18 protein-coding genes are annotated in these 25,085 nt (G+C 65.1%); 14 read left to right on the top strand and 4 right to left on the bottom strand.

Features of this window, described 5'->3' with window-relative positions; translation table 11 throughout:
- Positions 1-155 precede the first annotated feature (155 nt).
- Positions 156-581, top strand: coding sequence for a GNAT family N-acetyltransferase (locus LSO07_RS26250; RefSeq protein ID WP_034780346.1), 426 nt, complete (start codon positions 156-158; stop codon positions 579-581).
- A 5-nt stretch (positions 582-586) separates the two neighbouring features.
- Here the strand turns inward: LSO07_RS26250 and LSO07_RS26245 are convergent, their stop codons facing one another.
- A complete protein-coding gene (locus LSO07_RS26245; protein WP_151097090.1) occupies positions 587-1,975 on the bottom strand; it encodes a YfcC family protein in 1,389 nt (462 codons plus the stop codon).
- An 18-nt stretch (positions 1,976-1,993) separates the two neighbouring features.
- Positions 1,994-3,130, bottom strand: a complete 1,137-nt coding sequence (locus LSO07_RS26240; protein ID WP_151097088.1) for a succinylglutamate desuccinylase/aspartoacylase family protein — start codon at positions 3,128-3,130, stop codon at positions 1,994-1,996.
- A 201-nt stretch (positions 3,131-3,331) separates the two neighbouring features.
- Between LSO07_RS26240 and LSO07_RS26235 the strand changes: the two genes are divergently transcribed.
- From LSO07_RS26235 to LSO07_RS26225, 3 genes are all read left to right on the top strand, one after another.
- Positions 3,332-4,333: a MurR/RpiR family transcriptional regulator gene (locus LSO07_RS26235; protein WP_151097086.1), complete on the top strand. Its 1,002-nt coding sequence runs from the start codon at positions 3,332-3,334 to the stop codon at positions 4,331-4,333.
- Positions 4,334-4,364: 31 nt separating this feature from the next.
- Positions 4,365-7,157, top strand: coding sequence for a TonB-dependent receptor (locus LSO07_RS26230; RefSeq protein ID WP_070281601.1), 2,793 nt, complete (start codon positions 4,365-4,367; stop codon positions 7,155-7,157).
- 161 nt (positions 7,158-7,318) lie between these two features.
- Positions 7,319-8,572 carry a cyanophycinase gene (locus LSO07_RS26225; protein ID WP_151097084.1) on the top strand — a complete coding sequence of 418 codons (1,254 nt, stop codon included), beginning with the start codon at positions 7,319-7,321 and terminating at the stop codon, positions 8,570-8,572.
- Between the two features lie 144 nt (positions 8,573-8,716).
- On the opposite strand, the gene LSO07_RS26220 is transcribed toward LSO07_RS26225, so the two are convergent.
- Both LSO07_RS26220 and LSO07_RS26215 read right to left on the bottom strand, forming a co-directional pair.
- A complete protein-coding gene (locus LSO07_RS26220; RefSeq protein ID WP_191909767.1) occupies positions 8,717-9,925 on the bottom strand; it encodes a DUF418 domain-containing protein in 1,209 nt (402 codons plus the stop codon).
- A gap of 8 nt (positions 9,926-9,933) precedes the next feature.
- Positions 9,934-10,536 (bottom strand): TetR/AcrR family transcriptional regulator, encoded by a 603-nt coding sequence (locus tag LSO07_RS26215; protein ID WP_151097080.1) that lies wholly within the window; start codon positions 10,534-10,536, stop codon positions 9,934-9,936.
- 209 nt (positions 10,537-10,745) lie between these two features.
- On the opposite strand from LSO07_RS26215, the gene LSO07_RS26210 reads away from it, so the two are divergent.
- The 10 genes from LSO07_RS26210 to LSO07_RS26165 all read left to right on the top strand — a co-directional run bounded on the left by LSO07_RS26210 (position 10,746) and on the right by LSO07_RS26165 (position 24,958).
- The gene (locus LSO07_RS26210; RefSeq protein ID WP_151097078.1) at positions 10,746-12,188 is read left to right on the top strand and encodes an IgA Peptidase M64; all 1,443 of its coding nucleotides are present in this window, start codon (positions 10,746-10,748) and stop codon (positions 12,186-12,188) included.
- A gap of 427 nt (positions 12,189-12,615) precedes the next feature.
- A complete protein-coding gene (locus LSO07_RS26205; RefSeq protein ID WP_139144621.1) occupies positions 12,616-12,801 on the top strand; it encodes a hypothetical protein in 186 nt (61 codons plus the stop codon).
- The gene (gene fabI, locus LSO07_RS26200) at positions 12,798-13,583 is read left to right on the top strand and encodes an enoyl-ACP reductase FabI (RefSeq protein WP_191909766.1); all 786 of its coding nucleotides are present in this window, start codon (positions 12,798-12,800) and stop codon (positions 13,581-13,583) included. Before LSO07_RS26205 ends, fabI begins: the two co-directional genes overlap by 4 nt.
- A 10-nt stretch (positions 13,584-13,593) precedes the next feature.
- Positions 13,594-15,042 (top strand): efflux transporter outer membrane subunit, encoded by a 1,449-nt coding sequence (locus tag LSO07_RS26195; RefSeq protein WP_151097981.1) that lies wholly within the window; start codon positions 13,594-13,596, stop codon positions 15,040-15,042.
- An 18-nt stretch (positions 15,043-15,060) separates the two neighbouring features.
- A complete protein-coding gene (locus LSO07_RS26190; protein WP_034780332.1) occupies positions 15,061-16,134 on the top strand; it encodes an HlyD family secretion protein in 1,074 nt (357 codons plus the stop codon).
- 2 nt (positions 16,135-16,136) lie between these two features.
- Positions 16,137-18,881: a ribosome-associated ATPase/putative transporter RbbA gene (gene rbbA / locus LSO07_RS26185; RefSeq protein WP_151097076.1), complete on the top strand. Its 2,745-nt coding sequence runs from the start codon at positions 16,137-16,139 to the stop codon at positions 18,879-18,881.
- A gap of 1 nt (position 18,882) precedes the next feature.
- Positions 18,883-20,007 (top strand): ABC transporter permease, encoded by a 1,125-nt coding sequence (locus tag LSO07_RS26180; protein ID WP_034780330.1) that lies wholly within the window; start codon positions 18,883-18,885, stop codon positions 20,005-20,007.
- 47 nt (positions 20,008-20,054) lie between these two features.
- Positions 20,055-22,319, top strand: a complete 2,265-nt coding sequence (locus LSO07_RS26175; protein WP_151097074.1) for a DUF3141 domain-containing protein — start codon at positions 20,055-20,057, stop codon at positions 22,317-22,319.
- 9 nt (positions 22,320-22,328) lie between these two features.
- Positions 22,329-23,744 carry a bifunctional enoyl-CoA hydratase/phosphate acetyltransferase gene (locus LSO07_RS26170; RefSeq protein WP_151097072.1) on the top strand — a complete coding sequence of 472 codons (1,416 nt, stop codon included), beginning with the start codon at positions 22,329-22,331 and terminating at the stop codon, positions 23,742-23,744.
- Positions 23,741-24,958, top strand: coding sequence for an acetate/propionate family kinase (locus LSO07_RS26165; protein ID WP_151097070.1), 1,218 nt, complete (start codon positions 23,741-23,743; stop codon positions 24,956-24,958). The genes LSO07_RS26170 and LSO07_RS26165 overlap by 4 nt, the downstream gene beginning before the upstream one ends.
- Positions 24,959-25,085 lie beyond the last annotated feature (127 nt).

Here is a 25,085-nt window from a genome sequence, read left to right as displayed (position 1 = left end):
GTAACAGCAGTAGCAGCACCGTACCTCGCAGCACCTTGCAGTATCTCATCACGGGCAATTCGAACGGGCGGCGCCCCCGTTTCTCTCCCGCCCAGGTGACAGCAGCGCGCAAATCGCCGATGATCAGTTTTTTTCCACGACAGGCGGACAGCGTGATGCCACACTTGAAGATCAGTAGCGACAAGGCGGAACTTGACGTTCCGGCCATTCACCATTTTCTCAGCACGCAATCGACATGGGCCATCGGCATCGCGCAGGCCACCGTACAGCGCGCGATCGACCATTCGCTCTGCTTCGGAGGCACGCTGGACGGCCGTCAAGTGGCATTCGCCCGAGTGGTCAGCGACTACGCCACGTTTGCCTATCTGGTCGACGTGTATGTGCTGGAAGAGTGCCGCGGCCGCGGCTACAGCAAGCGCCTGATGGAGGCCGTGATGGCGCATCCCGACTTGCAGGGTCTGCGCCGTTTCATGCTGGCCACCAGCACGGCGCATGGCTTGTATGCGCGTCACGGCTTTACGGCGCCGCTCAGGCCGGAGACGCTGATGGAGCGGTATGTGCCGGACATCTACCGGCGCTGACTGGCTCACTGCCAGTGCATCAGGCAGGGCGGAATCAGCAGCAGCAGCGCCAGCACCAGGTAAATCAGCTGCAGCGGGATCATCCACTTGGCCCACGTAATCCAGGGCACGCGCGCCAGCGCCAGCACGCCGACGGTGATGCCGGAAGTGGGGATCATCGGCGTGGTGAATTCGCCGAACTGGAAGGCCAGGATGGCGGTCTGGCGCGTCACGCCCACCAGGTCGGCCAGCGGCGCCATGATCGGCATGGTGAGAGCCGCCTGGCCGCTGCCCGAGTGGATGAAGAAGTTGATCACCGACTGCATGAAGAACATCTTTTGCGCGGCGAAGACGGGACTCGACGACGCCACCAAGGGCGTCAATGCGTGCAGCATGGTGTCGATGATCTGCGCGTCTCGCGCCAGGATCATGGTGCCGCGCGCCAGCGCGATGACCAGCGCCACGCTGACCATGTCGCGCGCGCCCTGCACGAACGACGCCACCAGGCTGTCCATGTCGAGCCGGCCGACCAGGCCGACGACGATGGCCATCACCAGGAACAGGGCGGCGATTTCATCGATGAACCAGTCGTACTTGACGACGCCGACGACCATCGTCAGCAGGGTTGCCATGAAAATCCACAGCACCGCGCGGTGCGTGCGCGTCATGCCGGCAAAGCTGTTCAGGTCCAATGTGTGCTCGCTGCGCTTTTCGATATCGAGCAGGTAGGTCGGGCTTTTTTCCGGATGGCGCTTGATGCGCGCCGCGTACCACATCAAGAACACGATGCTGACCGCCGTGGCGATGCCCCACACGATCAGGCGGTAGCCTATGCCGGAAAAGATCGGCACCCCGGCGATGCCCTGCGCGATGCCGACGTTGAACGGGTTCAGGAAGGCGGCGGAAAAGCCCACTTGCGAGCCGATGAAGGGAATCGACACCCCCGTGATGGTGTCATAGCCCAGGGCCAGGGCCAGCGGCACGAAGATCAGGATGAAGGGAATCGCTTCCTCGTTCATGCCGAAGGTGGCGCCGCCCAGCGAGAACATCGTGAAGAAGACGGGGATGATGGCGGCGCGCACGAAGCGCGAACTGGTATGCGCCTTGGCGATGGCCTTGATCAGCGAATCGAAGGCTTCCGTTTTTTGCAGCACGGCGAAGGCGCCACCGACGATCAGCACGAAGCCGATGATCAGGCTGGCGTCGACGAAGCCCTTGATGGGCGCCATCATCAGCGCGGCGAGTCCCTGCGGCTTGTTGTCGACATAATGAAACGTGCCGGGGATGATCAGCTGCTTGCCGTTCACCAGCTGGGTATCGAATTTCCCGCCCGGCACCAGCCAGGTGGCCAGGGCGATCATGGCCAGGATGCCGCACAGCAGGACGAAGGTATTGGGGAGCTTGAATTTTCTCATGGCGCTTTTTTGTGACATTTATTGGCTCAGCAGGCTGCCGCCGCGGAAGGCGACGGCGCCGGCGACCTTGCCGACGTTCATGCCCCGCAGGACGTGGCGGTGGGCGCTGCGCGCAAAAAAGACGCCGGCCACGGTGCAGCGCAAGGTTGTCGTCTCGCCGCTGACGGGGTCGATCAGGTCGGCCACGGCGTCGCCGGCGGCCAGCACGTCGCCCATTTCGCGCAGATACACCAGCACGCCATGATGCGGCGCAAGGATCGGTTCCACGCCGGCCAGCGGCGTCGGTTCGCATTGCGGCGCGGGCAGATCGTCGGCGGCGCCGGCTATCTCCAGCACGCCCTCGATGGCGAGAAAGCGCAGCAGGGCGGTGGCGTCGCGCTCTGCCAGGGCGTAGCTCACTTCCACTTCGCCGCGCAACTCGACCGTGGTCGACAGGCAGGCGGCGGGAATCGGATAGCGTCCGCCGAAGTGCGCGTCGAGATCCCACCACAACCGGCTGCAGGCTTCATCGAACGGCTCTTCGCCAGCCGCCAGTTCCAGCAGCACGGCGCGCGCGCCCAAGAGCGCGGACAGGGGCGCGATCTGCGCCGCCAGCGGCGTGCCCGTATAAATGTGCAGGGCCGCCTCGTTATCGCAATGCAGGTCGAGCACGATGTCGGCGTCGATGGCCATGCCCAGCAGGGTTTTCTTCAAGGTCTCCGCATCCGTGCCCGGCCGCCAGGCGGCGACGGCCGCGCGCGCATGCTCGCGTATCAGCGCCACGTTGGCTTGCGCATCCTGTCCCAGCTGGCCATCGAGCGTGGTTTTCAATTCATCGGCCACGTGGCGGTAGGCGCGGTTGAAGTTGATGCCGGTGGTCAGGTCGAAGCGGCCGAACGGCGCGCCATGGATGGCTTGCGCCAGGCCGATCGGATTGGCGGCCGGCACCAGGATGATTTCGCCATGCACCTTGCCCGCCGCCTCCAGCGCCAGCAGTTCGCGGCGCAGGAATTGCGACACCAGCATGCCCGGCACTTCATCCGCATGCAGCGCCGCCTGGATGTAGACCTTCTTGCCGCTGCGGCTGGTGGCTGCCGCGGTGCCGAAGTGAAAGCTGCTCAATTGGCACGCTACGCTGGCGTGCGCGGTGGAGATGGGGTGCTGTTGTACTTGCATGGTGAATTCGCCCCAAAACGGGGCGCGGTTGATGGATTTCGGTCGATTATGTAGCAATATTTTCACGAAGTAAATCAATGAAAATCCTTTTACAAATATTTGTTGAGTTTTCTTTTTGATATGAGTACAGTAAGTTCCAGCGACCCGATTTCGCCTTCCGCCAGTGATCCGCAGTGCCCCAGAATACAGGCCGCCAGTGATATGAGAGCATCCGCCAATCCTGCACACAGCAGTCCCCACACGCCACGGGCTGGCACGCTGGCGTCGCCCGATGCCGCGTTCGCGCAGTCTCCGCTGGGGCAGGCGCTGATGCACGTGCTGGCCGGCGGCTCGGCTTCGCAGCGGCAGATCGCCGACTACCTGCTGCGCAACCAGATGCGGGTGACGGCGCTGGGCATCGAGGAACTGGCCGACAGCTGCCAGGTATCGACGGCCACCATCAGCCGCTTCGCGCGCGACATCGGCCAGAAGAATTATTCGGCCATGCGCGGCGCCATGGCCGAAACCCTGCAATCGCTGTTGCAGCCAGTCGACAAATTGCGCCGCACGATAGAGCGCCGCGCGCGCACCACGTCGCCCATCACGGAAAGCCTGGAATATGCGGCGGCGAATATCGCCGCCACGTCCGCTGCCCTGTCGCCGCACGCCATGCAGGCCGTGGTGCGCCGTCTGACGCGCGCCAGGGTGGTGTATGTGATGGGTTTTGGCCTGTCGGCCAACCTGGCAGGCATGCTGGTGCAGCATCTGCAGCCATTTTGCCCGCATGTGGTGGAGGTGGTGGGCATCGGCGGCTCGGAAGTGGCGGCCGGCCATTTAGTCAACCTGACGGCGCACGACGTGCTGGTGGTGATCTCGTTCCCCCGCTACACGCTCGACTGCATCGGCCTGGCCAGCTTCGCGCGCGACCGCGGCGCCTGCATCGTGGCGCTTACCGATTCGCCCGCCTCCCCCCTGGCCGAACTGGCCGATCACGCGCTGTATGCGCAAAGCACACACCCCGTCCTGCCCAGCAGCGCCAGCACGGCGCTGGCCATGATCGAGGCACTGGCCGTGGCGCTGATGGTGTCGAACAAGAAGAACGTTGAAAAAGCGGCCCGTCTGAGCGAAGTCATCGCCGCCTATCTGTACGGCGGCGAGCATGGCGTGCAGGGACCCCGGAAAACAGCTTCAAAGCAACGCAAGGCAGTCTCAAAGTCATTATAAAAATCAGGCATCATCATTGGGGAGAGTGGCAATGCACATGAAAAGACAGGATGGCGGCTCCTTGCCACGCGAGTCGGTGCTGGCGCAAGGCGTGCGACTGGCGCTGGGCGCCCTGAGCGTGTCGGCGGCGCTGGGCATGCTGGCCGGCGGCGCGCAGGCGCAGGAGCAGGTGCAGGACGGCGACGCCGCGCCGAAAAAAATGCAGCGCGTGGAAATCACGGGGTCGGCCATCAAGCGGCTGGAATCGGAGACGGCGCTGCCGGTGCAGATCATCACGCGCGCCGAGATCGAAAAGGCGGGCGTGACGACGGCGGCCGAGCTGATGGCGCGCGTGTCGGCCAACGTGGGAGGCCTGACGGACGGCGCCAGCATCAATATCGGCGGCGACCAGCGCGGCTTCAACAGCGCCAACCTGCGCGGCGTGGGCACGTCATCGACCTTGGTGCTGCTGAATGGCCGGCGCATGGCCAACTTTGCCTCGCCCGGCGACGATGCGGGCGTGGATCTGAATAATATTCCCGCCGCCGCCCTGCAGCGCGTGGAAGTGCTGCTCGACGGCGCTTCGGCCCTGTACGGCACGGACGCCATCGGCGGCGTGATCAATTTCATTACGCGCAAGGATTACCAGGGCGTGGAGTTGAACGTCTACGGCAGCCGCACCGATGAAGGCGGCGCCGGCAAGCGCACGGCCAGCATCACGGCCGGCACGGGCGACCTGGGCACGGATGGCTACAATATCTTCGCCGTGGTCGACCTGCAAAAAACCGACCGCCTCAGTTCCTCGCAACGCAAGTTCATTCCGAACCTGCAGGTTCCGCAGCGCCTGGGGCATTTGCTGTCGAGTTTTACCAGCCCGGCGAATATCCGCCTGTCGGGGGAGCAGCGCGACTATTTGCAGGAACAGGGCTTCCTGCTCAATGGCCAGCCGATCAGCGGCCGGCAGATCAATCCGTCGATCCCGAACTGTTCGCCGCCGGCCAATCTGTACCTGCCAGCGGGAACGGGCGGCGTCGATGCCTGTACCTACGATTACATGGGCGACACGGAGCTGTATCCGAAGACGGACAAGCAGAACCTGCTCACGCGCGGCGTACTGAAACTGAATAACGAGCACCAGCTGTACGCGGAAGTGGCGCTGAGCCGTTCGCGCAGCTATTACGTGGGCTCGTCGGCGCGCGTGATCGGCTATCTCGATTACAGCAAGGTGCCGCAGCTGGCCAATACCGGCCTCGATAGCATCGTCGACGAAGACGGCAATCCGACTGCGCGCGAACTGGAGCTGCGCATGCGGCTGAACGAGGCGGGCATGCGCACCAGCCAGTTGACCAGCGAGAGCCAGCGTGTCGTGGTGGGCGCCAGCGGCACGCTCGCCGGCTGGGATTACGACGTGGGCTTCAATCACAGCGTCAACGTCGTGAAGGACCGCGACACGCATGGTTATGTCCTGTACGACAAGCTGTTGGAAGGCATCGCCTCCGGCGACATCAACCCATTTGGCCCATCGGGCGCGAAGGGCAAGGCGCTGCTCGACAGCATCCAGGTCAATGACGAAGTACGGCATGCGCGCGGCACCATGGATGCGCTCGACTTCAAGGCATCGCGCGCGCTGATGGCCCTGGGTGGCGGCGACATGGCGCTGGCCGTGGGCGGCGAAGTGCGCCGCGAGCGCACCGAGTTCCGTCCTTCGGCGTTGCTGATGAGCGACAACATCAACAACGACGCGGCGCCCGAAGGCGGCGTGGCCACCAGCGACAGCCGCATGGTGCAAGCCATCTACAGCGAATTGCTGCTGCCGTTTACCAAACAGTGGCAGGCGCAGTTGTCGGGGCGCTATGACCATTACCAGCAGGTGGGCGGCGCCCTCAGTCCGAAGATCGGGCTGACCTATATGCCCAGCAAGCAGGTGCTGCTGCGCGCTTCGGCAGGCAAGGGCTTCCGCGCGCCATCGATGTCCGATCTGCACCGGCCCACGGCCTACAGCAGTACGGCGACGCTGCCGGATCCCGTGTATTGCGCGAGCGAGAACAATGATTACTCCGTCTGCGCCGATAATTGGGATACGCGCCGCTACAGCAACGACAAGCTGAAACCGGAGCGCAGCCGCCAGTTCACGGCCGGCCTGGTGCTCGAGCCGAGCCGGCACTGGACCTTCAGTGCCGACTACTGGAACATCAAGCGCACGGACCTGATCAGCGAAATCGGCGACGACATCATCCTGGGCAACCTGGCCAAGTATGGCGACCTGGTGCACCGCGACGAAGACAATGAAATCGACTACATCGAGCTGCGCAAGGAAAACCGCGGCGCGCAAAAGGCGGCGGGTCTCGACATCACGGCCGACCTGCATGGCGTGCAAACGGCGTGGGGACGATTCGGTGCCCACCTGAGCGGCACCTACGTGCTCGATTCGAAAATCCAGACCAGCCCCGGCGACGTCTTTATCAGCAACCTCAATAAATTCGTCACGGAAGGCGTGGTGCAGCGCTGGCGCCATACGATCACGCTCGACTGGGACAATGGCCCGTATTCGGCCAGCCTGTCGAACACGTATTCGAGCGGCTACGATGACCAGAACTCGGCCATCAACACGGATAACGGCAGCGTCGTCAAGCCGAATCGGGTGAAGGCCTACACGCTGTGGGACATGTCGGGCGCGTATGCCGTCAGCAAGCAGTTCAAGCTGCGCGCAGGCATACAGAATCTGTTCAATACCAGCCCGCCATACTCGAACCAGGCCTACTTTTTCCTGTCCGGCTATGACCCGACCTACACGGATCCGCGGGGCCGGCGCTTCTATGCCAGCGCCAATTACAGCTTCAAGTAAGCAGTTTTACATAGAAGCGTGGAGATGGCGCAACAACGCTGTCATATGCAGCAAGTAGTATCGTAGTTCGGGGCAGTAGGGTTGCAAGCAGCAGTTTTGGCAGCAAGGGCGCGCGCCTGTATCAGCCGGCGTGCGCCACTTTCCTTGTATTGAGAGGCACCATGAAATCATCCGCAAGCCTGTATCACACCTTCCGCGCCGCGCTGCTGTTCGCGCTGGCATTGTGCAGCGTCCATGCCGTGGCGGCGCCGGGTGGCAGTACCATCGGCAGCGCGCCGCAGGGAACGCTCGTCATCATTGGCGGCGGCCTGCGCGCCGACAATGCCGAAGTCTGGCAGCGCATCGTCAAGTTGTCGGGCGGGCCAGGCGCGCGCATCGCCGTGCTGGCCTCGGCCGCGATGAACCCGGAAAAATCGGGCGAAAGCATCATCAAAAAGTTGAACCAATATGGCGCCGATGCCTTTTTCGTGCCGCTGGCCGTCAAGCTGCCGAACAGGGATTACCGCAAGGCCGCCGAAGACCCGGCCATCGTCACGCAGATCAAGTCGGCCAGCGGCATTTATTTTGCCGGCGGCGACCAGGGACGCATCACGCAAGCCTTGCTGCGCCCGGACGGCAGCCGCACTGCCGCGCTGGAAGCCATCTGGTCGGTCTACCGCAACGGCGGCGTGATCGCCGGTTCCAGCGCCGGCGCCGCCATCATGAGCACCACCATGTTCTACGACGCCAAACCCGTGCTCGACATGCTCAAGATGGGCGTGACGGATGGCCGCGAGATCGCGCCTGGCCTGGGCTTCATCGGCAGCGATGTCTTCGTGGACCAGCATTTGCTGGTGCGCGGCCGTTTCGCCCGCATGATTCCCGTGATGCTGAAAAAAGGCTATCACCTGGGCCTGGGCATCGATGAAAACAGCGCCATGGTGGTCGACGCCATGCGCGACGTGGAAGTCATCGGCTACAGCGGCGCCTTGCTGATCGACCTGTCGGGCGCCATCAGCGACCGCGGCGTGAAAAATTTCAATATCAGCAATGCGGCCATCAGCTACCTGGACCGGGGCGACAAATTCAACCTCGTCACGCGCGTGTTTACGCCCTCGCCGGACAAGGCCGACAACAAGCTCGATCCGAACCAGCCCGACATGCGCGAACCCGTGTTCACCAACGATATCCTCGGCAATAACGCCGTGCTGGACCTGATGGGCAACCTGATCGACAACGCGCAGCAGGAAGCCATCGGCATCGCCTTCGGCAATCCGCGCGATCCGTATCCGGACCTGGGCTTTGAATTCCGCTTCAGCAAAACCGTCAACAGCGTCGGCTACAGCTCGACCGAGGCGGAAGCGTATTCGGTGCTGAAGCTGCGCCTCGATATCCGCCCCATCCAGTTGCGCCAGCCGCTGTACCGCTACAAGTAAGCGCCGCGCTAAGTAATCCTCAGGAAATTATTGTGAATTTATGACGAACAGAACTGGATGCTATGCAAGGCGCCTGCTGCGACGCAGTGCGAGCACTGCTAACAGCGGGCAACGCCGCAGAGCGCCGGTTATGGAAGTCAGAAATCACAATAATTTATTGGGGGTTACTTGGCGCCGCCAGCGCGGCCACGCGGCGATCGTCAAGGCCCTGAGCAGCCACTCGACGGGGCCATACGCGTGGCCGCGCAGCCACCAGCGGCTCAACGGCAACTGCACGCAAAAGATGATGAGCGCCAGCGCCAGGGCACCGAGCGGCGAGACGCTGCCCATCAGCCGCGCGCCATACGCGAGGAACAGCACGGCGCAGATGGCCGACTGCAGCAGGTAGTTCGACAGGGCCATGCGGCCCGTGTCGGCCAGCAGGGAAAACAGCGTGCCGTCGCGCAGGCGCTCGAACAGGGCCAGCGCCAGCGCCACATAAGCGCCAGCCAGCAGCGGCGCGCTTGCCAGGCCCACGGCCAGTCCCGCCACCTGCCATGCCTGGCTTTGCGCATACACGGAGGTCCACGCATAGAAGGCGGCGCCGGGCAGTCCCGCCAGTGCGCCGGCCCACAGCAGGCGGCGGCGCAGCGGCAGATAATCGCTGGCATGCAGCAGCATCTCGCGCTTGCCGGCGGCCAGGCCGCACAGGAACATGGCCAGCGCGCACGGTGCCTGCACCAGCAGCAGGACGATCCAGATTTCACGCAGTTCGCGCAGGTGCTGCTTGACGACGGCGGCCGGCGTGGCGTGATAGGCGGCCAGCGCGCTTGCCGCCTTTTGCGCCATCGCCACGGCGTTGTCCGCGACGTCGCCCGCCGGTTGCAGGCTTTGCAGCCACGCCATGCCGGCCCAGAATGCCACGCAGACGGTGACGAGGATGCCGGCCAGAGTGAGTGCCTGGCGTTCGCCGCAGCGGTGCAGCGCCAGCAGCACGATGCCCAGCACGGCATAGGTGGTGAGTATGTCGCCATGAAACAGGAACACGGCATGCAGGGCGCCGATCAGCCACAGGCCCGCTTGCCGGCGCAGCATGCGCGGCACGAACGGCGCGTCGGCGCGCACCGCCGCCTGCATCTGCAAGGTGAAGCTGTAGCCGAACAGGAAGGAAAACAGCAGGTAGAACTTGGTCTCGAACAGCAGGGCGACGAGGAAGTGCGTGGCGCGGTCCACGCCGCCGTGAAAGGCGGGATCGGTCAAGCCCAGGCCGAACCAGGGCGTGGCGAAGGCGCCGATATTGACGACCAGGATACCGAACAGGGCGCAGCCGCGCAGGGCGTCGACGTCGGCGATGCGCGCGGACGGGGTTTTCATGGCGCCGCTCATGCCAGGGCAGGGCGCAGGAAGCGCGCCAATAACAGGTGCAGGCTGGCGCGCTGCGCCAGCGGGGCGTATTGGGGAACGACGGCGACCCGGTTGAAGATGCCGTCGATCAGCGCGGCGATCCAGCTGGCCGTCTGCGCGGCGTCCAGCGCGGCGTCGACCTGGCCCGCTGCGGCCGCCTCTTCCAGCAAGGTTTGCAGGCCGCGGCGCAGGGTAGCGTCGTTGCGCGCCACCCTGGCCGCGATATCCGTGTCGCGCATCGCCTCGGCGGAAATGTCCAGCGCCAGCCCCGCAAAGTCGCCATCGGCCGCCAGCGCCAGCACCAGGTCCATGAAATCGAGCAGGGCGCCGTAGGCATCGGCACTGCCCTGCACGCCGGCGAAGTAGGCCGCCGTCTCGCTGCCTTCCTGGTCGACGATGGCGGCGATGATGGCTTGCTTGGTGGGGAAGTAATGAAACAGGTTGCCGGGACTCATGCCCGCTTGCGCGCAGATGGCGGCGGTGCTGGTCTGGTGAAAACCCTTGCGCGCGAAGCAGCTGCGCGCGGCGGCGAGAATGGCGTCGCGGCGGGCCGCGTGTTTGCCGGGATCGATGGTGCGCATGGTTCTGTCCTTTTATAAATCGACTAGTCGATCTAATATAAGGCGATTGCATCGCCTGGTCAAGCGCATCGTCTGAAATGGGCGCTTTGCACGCTCCCTTCCTGTCGCTACAATGTGCCGCAGCGGTTTTTCCCGCGCCTGCCGGCTGGCCCGCCGATTGTTTGGAAAACCGATCCCTTCACCTGTTTTTCTACCGTTTTAGGAATAACATGCAGCAGACCCCGATTCGATCCTTCCTCTGCGCGCTGGCGCTGGCCGCCGGCATCGTCCCTGCCGCGCAGGCGGACAACGCCCCGCTGCCGGCCACCATGCGCCTCGATTACCAGCACAGCGGCAATGCGCTGGGCGAGCATTATGCGGTCGAGCGCGTGCTGGTCGAGCCCCTGCCATGGCCGGGCAACCTGGCGCGTCCCATCGATGACAGCAATCGTGGCAACAACCTGCTGGAAGTGGTCGACATCAAGTCGGGCAAGGTGCTGTACTCGCGCGGTTTTTCCACCATCTTCGGCGAATGGGCCAGCACCGATGAAGCGAAAACCACCACGCGCGCCTTCCAGGAATCCGTGCGCTTCCCGCAGCCCGAGCACCCCGTGCGCGTGCGCATCCTCAAGCGCGACGAGCGCGGCCTGTTTTCCATCGTATGGAGCACCGATGTCGACCCGGCGGCGCAGGACGTGATCCGCAAGCAGCCGCCGGCGCCCGTCAAGCCTATCCCGATCCGCATCAGTGGCCCCTCGTCCGGCAAGGTTGACCTGCTGATCATGGGCGATGGCTATACGGCCACCGAAATGGGCAAGTTCGAAGCGACGGCGCGCAAATTGGCCGAGCACCTGTTTACCGTCTCGCCATTTCGCGAGCGGGCCAATGACTTCAATGTGTGGGCCATGGCCGCGCCGACGCAGGAATCGGGCGTGTCGCGTCCATCGACGGGCGTGCATCACGCCTCGCCGCTGGGCACGCGCTACGACATCTTCGGCAGCGAGCGCTATGTGCTGACGACGGACAACCGCGCGCTGCGCGACCTGGCGCAATATGCGCCGTATGAATTCATCGAAATCCTCGTGAATAACGATACCTATGGCGGCGGCGGCATCTTCGGCCAGTTCAGCACGGCGGCAGCGAACAGCGACTGGGCCAATTACCTGTTCGTGCATGAATTCGGCCACCATTTCGCCGGCCTGGCCGACGAGTACTACACCTCGCCCGTGGCCTACCAGTCGAATGGCGAGCGCCAGGAGCCGTGGGAGCCGAACGCCACCGCGCTGCGCGATCCGGCCAGGCTGAAATGGAAAAACCACGTCAAGGCGGGCACGCCGCTGCCCACGCCATGGCCGAAGGAAGCATACGACAGCCATGCGCGCGAATACCAGAAGCAGCGCGCGGCCCTGCGCGCGGCCAACCGTCCTGAAAGCGAGATGAGCGACCTGTTCAAGGCCGACTTGGCGTACACGCAGCAGTTGTTCTCGAAAGCGCCGCAGCGCCATGCGGTGGGCGCCTTCGAGGGCGCGAACTACGAGTCGTCCGGCTACTACCGGCCCGAGATGCAGTGCATCATGTTCGACCGCAGCGAGACGTTCTGCTCCGTATGCCAGGATGGCATCAGCACCATCATCGACTTGTATTCGCGTCCCGCACCGGCGCCGGAAAAATAAGACCGTTCAAGTCTGTCCTGTAATGCATGGTGGGCCATGTTGCAACGCAATAGCATGGCCCCCTTTCTGCCTCGTCCTGCCGCCTGCCTTCCGCCACTGCTCAGCACTGCTTGTCTTCCAGGCAATACCAATTGTCGCTCACCTGCGCGATTTTCTTCTCGCTAGCCCTTGATATTATCAAATAAATACGCCCGCACGCTTGCCTGAAAAATATTTCATTTAGATAATATTGCGGTAAAATTTGATTTACATCAATGTTGCATTGCCGCAATCGCACTTATAGTTGACCTAGCTCAAAACGATAAGCATGTGGACCGGACTCATCGCGAATCACGTATCTAAATGCTGTAGAGTAATTTTCGCCCTGTACCAGTTCCCCGAGAATGCACTGGTGCCGGCCTCGAATTTCAGTGACGGAAGCCGATTCATGAAGATGCAGACCCCCGCGCCTGGCGCGTGCAGTACCTTACACCCCCACACTCCGATTGCCTTGCCGTATGCGCGCGCCGGTGGCGTCACCCTGGCCATGTGCGCCGCCGCCATGCGCGCCGGCGCGGTGCGCTGCGTGCATGCGGCCACGCCGTGGCCCGCCCTGCGTCCAGTCCAGGCATGATGGCCGCCTTGCCGCAGCACTTGCCTTTGCAGGGCAAGCGGGGCCTGGTGGTGGGCATTGCCAATGGGCAAAGCATCGCCTGGGGTTGTGCCAGCGCCCTGCGCGCGGCCGGCGCCGAACTGGCCGTCACCTGGCTCAATGACAAGGCCAGGCCACACGTGGAGCCGCTGGCGCAGCAAGTGCAGGCGGCCATCATGGCGCCGCTCGACGTGGCCGTGCCGGGCCAGCTCGAAGCGCTGTTCGCGCAGATCGAACGGCAGTGGGGGCGGCTCGATTTCGTCGTCCATTCCATCGCCTACGCGCCGAAGCAGGACTTGCATGGCCGCGTGACGGACAGTTCCGCCGACGGCTTTGCGCAGGCCATGGATGTCTCCTGCCACTCCTTCATGCGCATGGCGAAACTGGCCGAACCGCTGATGCCGGACGGCGGCAGCCTGATGACCATGAGCTACCTGGGCGCGGAGGAAGTCATCGCCGACTATGGCCTGATGGGTCCCGTGAAGGCGGCGCTGGAAGCGTCGGTGCGCTACCTGGCCGCCGAACTGGGGCCGCAGGGCATCCGCGTCAACGCCATTTCGCCCGGCCCCCTGGAGACGCGGGCCGCTTCCGGCATTGCCCATTTCGACCGCCTGATGGCCGACGCCATCGCACGCTCGCCCATGCGGCGCCTGGCCACCATCGAGGACGTGGGCGCGCTGTGCGCCTTCCTCGCCGGCGACGGCGCGCGCGCCATCACGGGCGGCACTTTGTACGTCGATGGCGGCTACAACATTCTGAATTGACTGGAAGATGATGACCATGGCTGTTCCTACTTTGCCCAACCGCGCCAGGATGGCCGCGCTGGCCACCATGCTGGCCCTGGCCGGCTGCGCCTCGATGGCGCCGCCGTACGCGCCACCGCCGCTGCCGGTGGCGGCGCAATATCCGGAAACCGATCCGGCCGGCGCGCACGCCCCCGACGTCGCCTGGCAAGCCTACTTTGCCGACGCGCGCCTGCAGGCGCTGATTGCGCAGGCGCTGGCCAGCAACCGCGACATCCGCATCGCCGCCCTGCGCGTGGAAGAGGCGCGCGCCGCATATGGCATCCAGCGCGCCGAACAATTTCCCACCATTGCGCTGGGCGCCTCCGGCAGCCGCGCGCGCGTGCCAGGTGACCTGAGCGTGACGGGCCTCCCCATGACGAGCGCGCAGTACCAGGCAGGCTTGAACGTGAGTGCCTGGGAGCTCGATTTCTGGGGCCGGGTGCGCAGCCTGAAGGACAGCGCGCTGCAAACCTTGCTGGCCAGCGACGAGGCGCGCCGCGCCGTCGGCGTGGCCCTGGTGGCGCAGGTGGCGAATGGCTACCTGGGCTTGCGTGAACTCGATGAACGGGTGGAACTGGCGCGCGCCACGGTCGACAGCCGCGCCGAATCGCTGCGCATCTTCACGCGCCGCTTCGAGGTGGGGTCGATTTCCAAGCTGGACCTGACGCAGGTGGAAACCCTGCTCAGCCAGGCCTTGTCGCTGTCGGCGCAGCTGGAACAGGCGCGCGCCGTACAGGCGCACGCGCTGGCCCAATTGGTGGGCGGCCCCGTCGACCTGACGCCGGTGGCTGGCGAGGTGCGCCGCTTCGACGACGCCAGCGTGCTGCAGCCGCTGCATGCGGGCCTGTCCTCGGCCTTGCTCACGCAGCGTCCCGACCTGATGGCGGCCGAACACCAGCTGCGCGCCGCGCAGGCCAATATCGGTGCCGCGCGCGCCGCCTTCTTCCCGACGATTTCGCTGACGGCGGCTTACGGCACGGCCAGCGCGGAATTGAGCGGCTTGTTCGATTCGGGCAGCGGCGCGTGGAATTTCGCGCCGCGCCTGGTGTTGCCGATCTTTGACGCGGGCCGCATCCGCGCCAATATGGACCTGGCCGAGGTGCGCCGCGACGTGGCCGTGGCCAATTATGAAAAGAGCGTGCAGGGCGCCTTCCGCGAAGTGGCCGACGCGCTGTCGAACCGGCGCTGGCTGGCGCTGCAGGTCGACATCGGCAAGACGACTTTGGCCGCGCAGAGCGAACGGGCGCGCCTGGCCAAGCTGCGCTACGACAATGGCGCAGCCCCCTACCTGGAAGTGCTCGATGCACAGCGCGACTTGCTGACGGTCGAGCAGCAACTGGTGCAGACGCGCCGCGCGCTGCTCTCGAGCCAGGTCAGCCTGTATGCGGCGCTGGGCGGTGGCGCGCCAGCCACTTCCGCCGCCGCTTCCACCCACTAATTTGATCGCCCCGATACCATGACTCCACAACTGAAGAAAAAACTCATCCCCGCCGCGCTGGTCGTGGCCGTTCTCGTGCTGGGCTATGTGGCCTGGCAAAAAATGCGTCCCACGGGCCCTGGCGAAGGCTTTGTCAGCGGCAATGGCCGCATCGAAGCGACGGAAATCGACGTCGCCACCAAGCTGGCAGGAAGGGTCAAGGAGATCCTCGTGCGCGAGGGCGACTTCGTCAAGGCGGGCCAGCCGCTGGCCACCATGCAGGTCGATTCGCTGACGGCCCAGCGCGACGAGGCGCGCGCGCGCCAGCAGCAGGCGTCCGACGCCGTGGTCGGCGCGCAGGCGCAAGTGGCCGTGCGCGAGAGCGACAAGGCCGCCGCGCTGGCCATCGTGGCGCAGCGCGAAAGCGAACTCGATGCGGCGCGCCGCCGTCTGGCCCGTTCCGAAACCCTGTCGAAAGAGGGCGCTTCCTCGGTGCAGGAACTCGACGACGACCGCGCCCGCGTGCGCAGCGTGGCCGCCGCCCTGAATGCGGCCAAGGCGCAGGTGACGGCGGCGCAGGCGGCCATCGACGCGGCCCGGGCGCAGGTGGTCGGTTCGCGCTCCGCCGTCGTCGCGGCCGAGGCGACCACGGCGCGCATCGATTCCGACCTGGCCGATGGCCAGCTGACGGCGCCGCGCGACGGCCGCGTGCAATACCTGGTGGCGCAGCAGGGCGAAGTGCTGGCCGGTGGCGGCAAGGTGCTCAACCTGGTCGACCTGTCGGACGTCTACATGACCTTCTTCCTGCCCGAGACGGCGGCCGGCAAGGTGGCGCTGGGCGGCGAAGTGCGCATCATCCTCGACGCGGCGCCCAACTACGTGATTCCGGCAACGATCTCGTTTGTCGCCGCCAGCGCGCAGTTCACGCCGAAGACGGTGGAAACGGCCAGCGAACGCCAGAAACTGATGTTCCGCGTGAAAGCGCAGATCAGCCGCGAGCTGCTGCAAAAGCACCTGGCGCTGGTGAAAGTGGGCCTGCCCGGCGTGGCCTGGGTGCGTCTCGATGCGAAGCAGGCATGGCCCGCTGAACTGACGGCGAAGGTCCCGCAGTGACCATGGACGTGAACAATTTCGTCGTCAGTATCCGGGGCGTCAGCCAGCATTACGGCAAGACGGTGGCGCTCGACGGCATCGACCTCGATGTGCCGGCCGGCTGCATGGTGGGCCTGATCGGGCCCGATGGCGTGGGCAAATCGAGCCTGCTGTCGCTGGTGGCCGGCGCGCGCGCGGTACAGGAAGGCAGCGTCATGGCGCTGGGTGGCGACATGCGCGATGCGCGCCACCGCGACGACGTCTGCCCGCGTATCGCCTACATGCCGCAAGGCCTGGGCAAGAATCTGTATCCGACCCTGTCGGTCGAGGAAAACCTGCAGTTTTTCGCGCGCCTGTTCGGCCACGACGCGGCCGAACGCCGCCGCCGCATCGACCAGCTGACCCGCAGCACGGGCTTGCAGCCCTTCCTGGCGCGTCCGGCCGGCAAGCTGTCGGGCGGCATGAAGCAGAAGCTGGGCCTGTGCTGTGCGCTGATCCACGATCCCGACCTGCTCATTCTCGATGAGCCCACCACCGGCGTCGATCCGCTGGCGCGGGCCCAGTTCTGGGACCTGATCGCCGGCATCCGCGTGCAGCGCCCGCAAATGAGCGTGATGGTGGCCACCGCCTACATGGACGAGGCGCAGCGCTTCGATTGGCTCGTCGCCATGGACGACGGCAAGGTGCTCGACACGGGCACGCCGGCCGAACTGCTGGCGCGCACGGACAGCGGCAACCTGGAAGCGGCCTTCATCAAACTGCTGCCGGAAGCCAAGCGCGCGGGCCACCAGCCCGTGGTCATCACGCCGCTGGACGCTGCCAGCGCGCAGGACGTGGCCATCGAGGCGCAAGACCTGACCATGCGCTTTGGCGATTTTACGGCTGTCGACCATGTGAATTTCCGCATCGGCCGCGGCGAGATCTTTGGTTTTCTCGGCTCGAACGGCTGCGGCAAGTCGACCACCATGAAGATGCTCACGGGCCTGCTGCCGGCCACCGAAGGCAAGGCCTGGCTGTTCGGCAAGGAGGTCGACTCCAGCGATATCGACACGCGCCGCAGGGTCGGCTACATGTCGCAGGCCTTCTCTCTGTACAGCGAGCTAACGGTGCGCCAGAACCTGGTGCTGCATGCGCGCCTGTTCCACGTGCCCGACGGCGAAATAGGGGCGCGCATCGACGAAATGGCGCAGCGCTTCGACTTGCGCGCGGTGATGGACGACTTGCCCGACAGCCTGCCGCTGGGCATACGCCAGCGCCTGTCGCTGGCCGTGGCCATGGTGCACAAGCCGGAAATGCTGATCCTCGACGAACCGACGTCCGGCGTCGATCCGATTGCGCGCGACAATTTCTGGCGCCTGATGATCGAGCTGGCGCGGCGCGACCGCGTCACCATTTTCATTTCCACCCACTTCATGAACGAGGCCGAGCGCTGCGACCGCATCTCGCTGATGCATGCCGGTAAAGTGCTGGTCAGCGATGCGCCGGCCGAACTGGTGCGCAAGAAGGGCGCGCCGTCGCTGGAAGCGGCTTTCATCGCTTACCTGGAAGAGGCGGGCGGCGGCACGGCGCCGGCGGAGCAGGAAAGCGAGGTGCCCGCGCAGAAGGCGGAAGTGGCCGCACCGCAGCAGGAACACCGGCGCAGCCGTTTCAGCCTGAGCCGCATGCTCAGCTACATGTGGCGCGAGACACTGGAACTGCGGCGCGACCCCGTGCGCCTGACCCTGGCGCTGGGCGGCTCCGTGTTGCTGCTGTTCGTCATCGGCTTCGGCATCAGCCTGGATGTCGAAGATCTCAGTTATGCGGTGCTTGACCACGACCAGACCACCCTGAGCCAGAATTACACGAACAACCTGGCCGGTTCGCGCTACTTCGTCGAACGTCCGCCTCTGCGCGACTATGCCGATATCGACAAGCGCATGCGCAGCGGCGAATTGTCGCTGGCCATCGAGATCCCGCCCGGCTTCGCGCGCGACGTGCAGCGCGGCGCGCCGGCACAGGTGGGCGCGTGGATCGACGGCGCCATGCCGATGCGCGCCGAAACCGTGCAGGGCTACGTGCAGGGCATGCACCAGCTGTGGCTGGCCGACCAGGCCTTGCACCGCTATGGCATCACCATGAACAACCCCGTCGCCATCCAGACGCGCTACCGCTACAACCCGGACGTGAAAAGCCTGCCGGCCATGGTGCCGGCCGTGATTCCCCTGCTGCTGCTGATGCTGCCGGCCATGCTGGCGGCGCTGTCCGTGGTACGCGAAAAGGAACTGGGCTCCATCATCAACCTGTACGTGACGCCCGTGACGCGCCTGGAATTCTTGCTCGGCAAGCAGGTGCCGTACGTCGTGCTGGCCATGTTCAACTTCGTCCTCATGGCGCTGCTGGCCGTCACCGCCTTTGGTGTGCCGATCAAGGGCAGCTTGCCGACCCTGATCGGCGCCACCTTCATCTTCAATATTTGCGCCACCGGCATCGGCCTGTTCGCCTCGACGTTTACGCGCAGCCAGATCGCGGCCCTGTTCGTGACCATGATCGGCACCATGATCCCGGCCATCCAGTTTTCCGGCCTGCTCAATCCCGTCTCGTCGATGGAAGGCGTGGGCAAGGCCATCGGCCTGATGTACCCGGCCACGCACATGCTCAATATCAGCAGGGGCGTGTTCAACAAGGCGCTGGGCTTTGGCGATCTGCACGCCTCGTTCTGGCCCCTGATCGTGGCCATTCCCGTGATCCTCGGCGTGACGGTGGCGCTGCTGAAGAAACAGGAGAGCTGATATGCGGCATCTTGAAAATATCTACCGCCTGGGCGTGAAGGAAATCTGGAGCCTGATCCGCGACCCGATGATGCTGATCCTGATCCTCTACACGTTTACCTTGGCGATCTACGTGGCCGCCACGGCCAAGCCGGAAACCCTGCACATGGCGTCGATCGCCATCGTCGACGAGGATGGCTCGCCCCTGTCCGGGCGCATCGCCTCTGCCTTCTTCCCGCCGCAGTTCACGCCGCCGGCCATGATCAACCAGAGCCAGGTCGATGCGGGCCTGGACGCGGGCCAGTACACCTTCGTGCTGACGATACCGCCCAAGCTGCAGGCGGACGTGCTGGGCGGGCGCCAGGCGGAATTGCAGCTGAACGTCGACGCCACGCGCATGAGCCAGGCTTTCAGCGGCAGCGGCTACATCCAGCAGATCGTCGCCGGCGAAGTGTCCGAATTCGCCAAGCGTTATCGGGGCGCGACCGTCTCGCCCGTGGAGCTGGTGATGCGCGCGCGTTTCAATCCGTCGCTAAGCCAGGCCTGGTTTGGCTCGCTGATGGAGCTCATCAACCAGGTGACGATGCTGTCGATTATTCTCACGGGGGCGGCCCTGATCCGCGAGCGCGAACACGGCACCATCGAGCATTTGCTGGTGATGCCCGTGACGCCGGCCGAGATCATGCTGGGCAAGGTCTGGTCGATGGGCCTTGTGGTGCTGCTGGCTGCCGCCCTGTCGCTGAACCTGGTGGTGCGCGGCATGCTGCACGTGCCCATCGAAGGCTCGATCGCGCTGTTCCTGTGCGGCGCGGCCCTGCACCTGTTTGCCACCACCTCGATGGGCATCTTCCTCGCCACCGTGGCGCGCAGCATGCCGCAGTTCGGCATGCTCCTGATCCTCGTGCTGCTGCCGCTGCAGATGCTGTCGGGCGGCAGCACGCCGCGCGAAAGCATGCCCGAACTGGTGCAGAACATCATGCTGATCGCCCCGACCACGCATTTCGTCGAGTTGAGCCAGGCGATTCTGTACCGGGGTGCCGGCATCGACGTGGTGTGGAAACCGTTCCTGGCCTTGCTGGCCATCGGCACGGCCCTGTTTACCTTCGCGCTGGCGCGCTTTCGCAAGACCATCAGCCAGATGGCGTAGCCCCCGCGCCGGAATGGTCCGGCGTTTTTTGCATGAAAAGGATAGCCATGAAGATCGAAGCTGCACCATTTTTCTCCACCGGCGGCTTGCCGTCGCTGGGCGTGCTGGGCGACTATGCGCGCGACTCGTGGCAGCGCATCGTGCTGTATGCGGACGTGATGCGCCGGCGCGGCAACCAGTACCAGGAGCACATGGCCGAGGAAGTGCCGAACGTGCTGGACTTCCCCGCCGAACTGGTGATGTCGGGCCTGGAACTGGCGCGTCCCGTCAACTACGGCCTTGCGCGCATCTTGACGCCCGATGCGCCGGAACCCGATCCGTCGAAGCGGCCATTCGTCGTCGTCGATCCGCGCGCCGGACACGGTCCCGGCATCGGCGGCTTCAAGGCCGAGAGCGAGATCGGCGTGGCCCTGCGCGCCGGCCACCCGTGCTACTTCATCGGCTTCCTGCCCGATCCCGTGCCGGGACAGACGGTGGAAGACGTGATGCACGCCGAGGCGGCCTTCCTGGAAAAAGTCATCGCCCTGCATCCGCTCAGCGAAGGCAAGCCCGTCGTCATCGGCAATTGCCAGGCGGGCTGGCAAATCCTCATGACGGCGGCGATGCGCCCGGAATTGTTCGGCCCCATCATCGTGGCCGGCGCGCCCGTGTCCTACTGGGCCGGCTGGCATGGCCGCAACCCGATGCGCTACGCGGGTGGGCTGATGGGCGGAAGCTGGGCCACGGCGCTGGCGGGCGACCTGGGCAACGGCCGCTTCGACGGCGCCAGCCTGGTGCAGAATTTCGAAAAGCTCAACCCGGCCAATACCCTGTGGAGCAAGCAGTACAACCTGTATGCGAACATCGACACGGAAGCGCCACGCTACCTGGAATTTGAAAAATACTGGGGCGGCCATGTCTTCCTCAACGACGTCGAGATGCAGTACATCGTCGACAATCTGTTCATCGGCAACCGCCTGGCCACGGCGGAATTGATTACCTCCGACGGCGTGCGCCTGGACTTGCGCAATATCCGTTCGCCCATCGTCGTGTTCTGCTCGAACGGCGACAACATCACGCCGCCGCCGCAGGCGCTGGGCTGGATCACGGACCTGTACCGCGACGACAAGGATGTGCTGATGCACGACCAGACCATCGTGTATGCCGTGCATGACAGCATCGGCCACCTGGGTATCTTCGTCTCGGCCAAGGTGGGGCACAAGGAACACCAGAAATTCGCCAGCAATATCGACCTGATCAACCTGCTGCCAGCCGGCATCTACGAAGCGAGGATCGTCGACAAGACGCCCGATACGCCGAACGCGGACCTGGCCAGCGGCGACTATGTGCTGCAGGTCGAACACCGCGGCATCGACGACGTGCGCGCCATCGTGCAGCCAAGCGTGGAAAACGACCGCAAATTCGCCGCCGCCGCGCGCGTGTCCGAAGTGAACCTGGCCCTGTATCGCACGTTTGCGCAGCCGTGGGTGCGCGCCATGGTCACGCCGCAGACGGCGCGCTTCCTGCAGCTCGCACATCCGCTGCGCGTGTCGTACGAGCGCTGGACGGACCATAATCCGCTGGCCAGGCTGGTGGCCAAGGAGGCGGAAAAAGTGCGCGCCCACCGCCAGCCGGTATCGCCCGACAACCCGCTGCTGGCCATGCAGGAAGCCATCTCCGGCGCCATCACGGCCGGCTTGAACAGCTGGCGCGACTGGCGCGATACGCTGCAGGAAACCACCTTCGACCTGGTGTACGGCTCGCCGCTGGTGCAGGCGCTGACGGGACAAGCCATCGGCGATACGGCGCCGCCGCGCCCCCATCCCGGCATTTCGCCCGAGCATTGCGAATACGTGCGCTGCGAAACGCGCAAGATGGACGAGGACATGCAGCGGGGCGGCCTGGTGGAAGCGGCCGTGCGCGCGCTGTTCTACATCTACCGCTTCCGCATGATCGCCGACGAGCGCAGGGTCAACCTGGCCCTGAAATTGATCAAGCCGCAATACCGGCAGGATGTCGGCATGGAGGAATTCCGCGGTATCGTGCGCCAGCAGGCGCGCTTGATGCTGCATGATTTCGATGCGGCCATCGCGGCCTTGCCTGCCTTGCTGTCGCGCGCCGACCCGGACGACATCGGCGCGCTGGCCGAGTGGCTGCAGCAAGTGCTGCAAGTGCCCGAGGCGCCGACGCCGGACGAGGAGGCGAGCCTGCAGCAGATGCTGGACGTCTTCGACCGCGCGGTCAAGGTGCAAGCGAAGGCCTTGCCGTCGGACGCGGGCGCATCCCCTGCCGGGCCAAAAGCCAAGCCGGCCAAACACATTACCCCTGTATAGAAGACCACGATGACCACTACCCAAGACGATGATTTGCATATCGTGCGTAACCGCACCTTCGACCAGATCGCCATCGGCGACACTGCCAGCATCACGCGCACCCTGAGCATGGACGATATCGCCCTGTTCGCGGTGATGTCGGGCGACGACAACCCGCAGCACCTCGATACCGAATTTGCCGCCGCCACCCGCTACCAGGGCGTGATCGCGCACGGCATGTGGGGCGCGGCCCTCATTTCCGCCGTGCTGGGCACGCGTCTGCCCGGCGCCGGCACCGTCTACACAGGCCAGACCTTGCGCTTCCTGCAACCCGTGCGCGTGGGCGATACCCTGGCCATCAGCGTCACCGTCACGGCGCTCGAGCCGTGCAGCCGCCACGTGACGCTGGCTTGCCGCTGCGTCAACCAGCACGGCGCCGTGGTGCTCGATGGCGAGGCGCAGGTGATCGCGCCCGCCGAGCAGATCGAAAGGACGCGCGCCACCTTGCCCGAAGTACGCCTGCATAACGGCGACGGCACGCGGCGCCTGCTGGAACACGCGCGCACCCTGGGGCCGATCAGGGTGGCCGTGATCCACCCCTGCGATGAACTGAGCCTGTCCGGCGCGCTCGACGCCTACGCGGCTGGCCTGATCACGCCCGTGCTGGTGGCGCCGCGCGCGCGCCTGGAGGCGGTGGCGCTGGAGGCGGGCCTGAGCCTGGACGGCATCGCCATCGAAGACGTCGAACATAGCCATGCCGCCGCCGCGCGCGGCGCCGAACTGGCGGGGAAAGGGGAAGTCGAGGCGCTGATGAAGGGCAGCCTGCACACGGATGAGCTGATGTCGGCCGTGCTGTCGGCCAGCGCCGGCCTGCGCACCAAGCGCCGCATCAGCCACTGCTTCCTGATGCAGACGCCTGCGTATCCGCGTCCCTTCATCATCACGGACGCAGCCATCAATATCGCGCCGAACCTGGCCATGAAGGCCGACATCGTGCGCAACGCCATCGACCTGGCGCACGTGATCGGCGTGGCCTGCCCGCGCGTGGCCATCCTGGCCGCCGTGGAAACGGTGAATGCGGACATGCCGGCCACCCTGGACGCGGCCGCCCTGTGCAAGATGGCCGACCGCGGCCAGATCACGGGGGCGATCCTCGACGGCCCGCTGGCCTTCGACAACGCCGTCTCGATCGCCGCCGCCACCGTCAAGGGCATCGTTTCCGAGGTGGCGGGCCGCGCCGACATCTTGCTGGTGCCCGACCTGGAAAGCGGCAACATGCTGGCCAAGCAGCTCGAATACATGGGCGACGCGGACAGCGCCGGCATCGTGCTGGGCGCGAAAGTCCCCGTCATCCTGACCAGCCGCGCCGATTCGCGCGCCAGCCGCATCGCCTCGTGCGCCATCGCCGTGATGCTGGCCAACCATTACCGGAGCACGCCGCCATGAACGATTCACTCCAACATGCCGACGGCACCCTGATCCTGGTGCTCAATTGCGGCTCGTCGAGCATCAAGTTCGCCTTGTTCGAGCAAGCGGACGGCGTGCTGCCGCAGCAGGCGCAATGGAGCGGCAAGGTCGAAGGCATCGGCCGCGAAAACGCCACGTACCGCGCCGGCGGCCTGCCTGCCGTCGCTTTGCAGCTGGACCCGGAGCAACCGCATCACGCGGCCCTCGAATACATCCGCGCGCAAGTGGTGGCGCAGCTGGACGGGCGCTCCTTGCGCGCCGTGGCGCACCGCGTGGTGCATGGCGGCAGCAAGTATTTCACCCCCGTGCGCATCGATTTCAAAGTGCTGGCCGACCTGAAAAGTTTTGTGCCGCTGGCGCCCCTGCACCAGCCGTTCGCGCTGGAGGCGATCGAGGTGCTGCTCGAATCGCGGCCCGATATCGCCCAGGTGGCGTGCTTCGACACGGCCTTCCACCACACGGTGCCGCAGGTCGAGCAGATGCTGGCCCTGCCGTACGATGCGTGGGAACGGGGCTTGCGCCGCTATGGCTTCCACGGCCTGTCGTATGAATACCAGTCGCTGGTGCTGGAGCAGCGCTTCGGTGCCGTCGCGCGCGGCAAGGTCATCGTGGCCCACCTGGGCAGCGGCGCCAGCCTGTGCGCCATGGAGAACCTGCACAGCGTGGCTACCACCATGGGCTTTTCCGCGCTCGACGGCTTGATGATGGGCACGCGCTGCGGTTCGCTCGATCCGGGCGCCGTCATCTACCTGATGGAGATCGAAAAGCTGTCGCTGGAAAAAGTGGCGCATGTGCTGTACCACGAGTCGGGCTTGCTGGGCGTGTCCGGCGTGTCGGCCGACCCGCCGGTCTTGCTGGCGCAGCAGGACCGGCAGGATGCCACAGGCGAGCGTATCCGCGCCGCGCTGGCCTTGTATATCCGCCGTATCGTGCGCGAGATCGGCGCCCTGACGGCCGTGCTGGGCGGACTGGACATGCTGGTGTTTACGGCAGGTATCGGCGAACACAGCGCCGAGCTGCGCCAGCGCATCTGTGCCGAGCTGGGCTTCATCGGTCCCGTGCTCGATGCGGATGCCAATGCGCGCAACGCCAGCCGTATTTCCACCGATGCCAGCCGCATCGTGGTGGGCGTGGAGCCGGCCAACGAGGAGTGGGTGGCGGCGCGCCACGCGGCGCTGGCAGTGCGCGCATGAGGTCCTGAAGCGTACAGCCGCGCTCGATGGGAAATTTGCCGAATTGCACATATTTTCCGTTGAGTGCGCTAACGCACTGTGTGGTTTGCCAGTTATCTTTACTATGAAGTCATGCCATTGCGCTACA

The organism is Janthinobacterium sp. PLB04 (assembly GCF_021165895.1).
Taxonomy (GTDB): domain Bacteria; phylum Pseudomonadota; class Gammaproteobacteria; order Burkholderiales; family Burkholderiaceae_D; genus Janthinobacterium; species Janthinobacterium lividum.
The sequence above is the reverse complement of the archived record's forward strand: the minus strand, read 5'-3'. Positions and strand labels throughout refer to the sequence as shown.

Bases quoted from the DNA above. Each gene is read 5' to 3' on its own strand.
- LSO07_RS26250 (WP_034780346.1), top strand. From the start codon at position 156: ATGCCACACTTGAAGATCAGTAGCGACAAGGCGGAACTTGACGTTCCG.
- LSO07_RS26245 (WP_151097090.1), bottom strand. From the start codon at position 1,975: ATGAGAAAATTCAAGCTCCCCAATACCTTCGTCCTGCTGTGCGGCATC.
- LSO07_RS26240 (WP_151097088.1), bottom strand. From the start codon at position 3,130: ATGCAAGTACAACAGCACCCCATCTCCACCGCGCACGCCAGCGTAGCG.
- LSO07_RS26235 (WP_151097086.1), top strand. From the start codon at position 3,332: ATGAGAGCATCCGCCAATCCTGCACACAGCAGTCCCCACACGCCACGG.
- LSO07_RS26230 (WP_070281601.1), top strand. From the start codon at position 4,365: ATGCACATGAAAAGACAGGATGGCGGCTCCTTGCCACGCGAGTCGGTG.
- LSO07_RS26225 (WP_151097084.1), top strand. From the start codon at position 7,319: ATGAAATCATCCGCAAGCCTGTATCACACCTTCCGCGCCGCGCTGCTG.
- LSO07_RS26220 (WP_191909767.1), bottom strand. From the start codon at position 9,925: ATGAAAACCCCGTCCGCGCGCATCGCCGACGTCGACGCCCTGCGCGGC.
- LSO07_RS26215 (WP_151097080.1), bottom strand. From the start codon at position 10,536: ATGCGCACCATCGATCCCGGCAAACACGCGGCCCGCCGCGACGCCATT.
- LSO07_RS26210 (WP_151097078.1), top strand. From the start codon at position 10,746: ATGCAGCAGACCCCGATTCGATCCTTCCTCTGCGCGCTGGCGCTGGCC.
- LSO07_RS26205 (WP_139144621.1), top strand. From the start codon at position 12,616: ATGAAGATGCAGACCCCCGCGCCTGGCGCGTGCAGTACCTTACACCCC.
- fabI (WP_191909766.1), top strand. From the start codon at position 12,798: ATGATGGCCGCCTTGCCGCAGCACTTGCCTTTGCAGGGCAAGCGGGGC.
- LSO07_RS26195 (WP_151097981.1), top strand. From the start codon at position 13,594: ATGACCATGGCTGTTCCTACTTTGCCCAACCGCGCCAGGATGGCCGCG.
- LSO07_RS26190 (WP_034780332.1), top strand. From the start codon at position 15,061: ATGACTCCACAACTGAAGAAAAAACTCATCCCCGCCGCGCTGGTCGTG.
- rbbA (WP_151097076.1), top strand. From the start codon at position 16,137: ATGGACGTGAACAATTTCGTCGTCAGTATCCGGGGCGTCAGCCAGCAT.
- LSO07_RS26180 (WP_034780330.1), top strand. From the start codon at position 18,883: ATGCGGCATCTTGAAAATATCTACCGCCTGGGCGTGAAGGAAATCTGG.
- LSO07_RS26175 (WP_151097074.1), top strand. From the start codon at position 20,055: ATGAAGATCGAAGCTGCACCATTTTTCTCCACCGGCGGCTTGCCGTCG.
- LSO07_RS26170 (WP_151097072.1), top strand. From the start codon at position 22,329: ATGACCACTACCCAAGACGATGATTTGCATATCGTGCGTAACCGCACC.
- LSO07_RS26165 (WP_151097070.1), top strand. From the start codon at position 23,741: ATGAACGATTCACTCCAACATGCCGACGGCACCCTGATCCTGGTGCTC.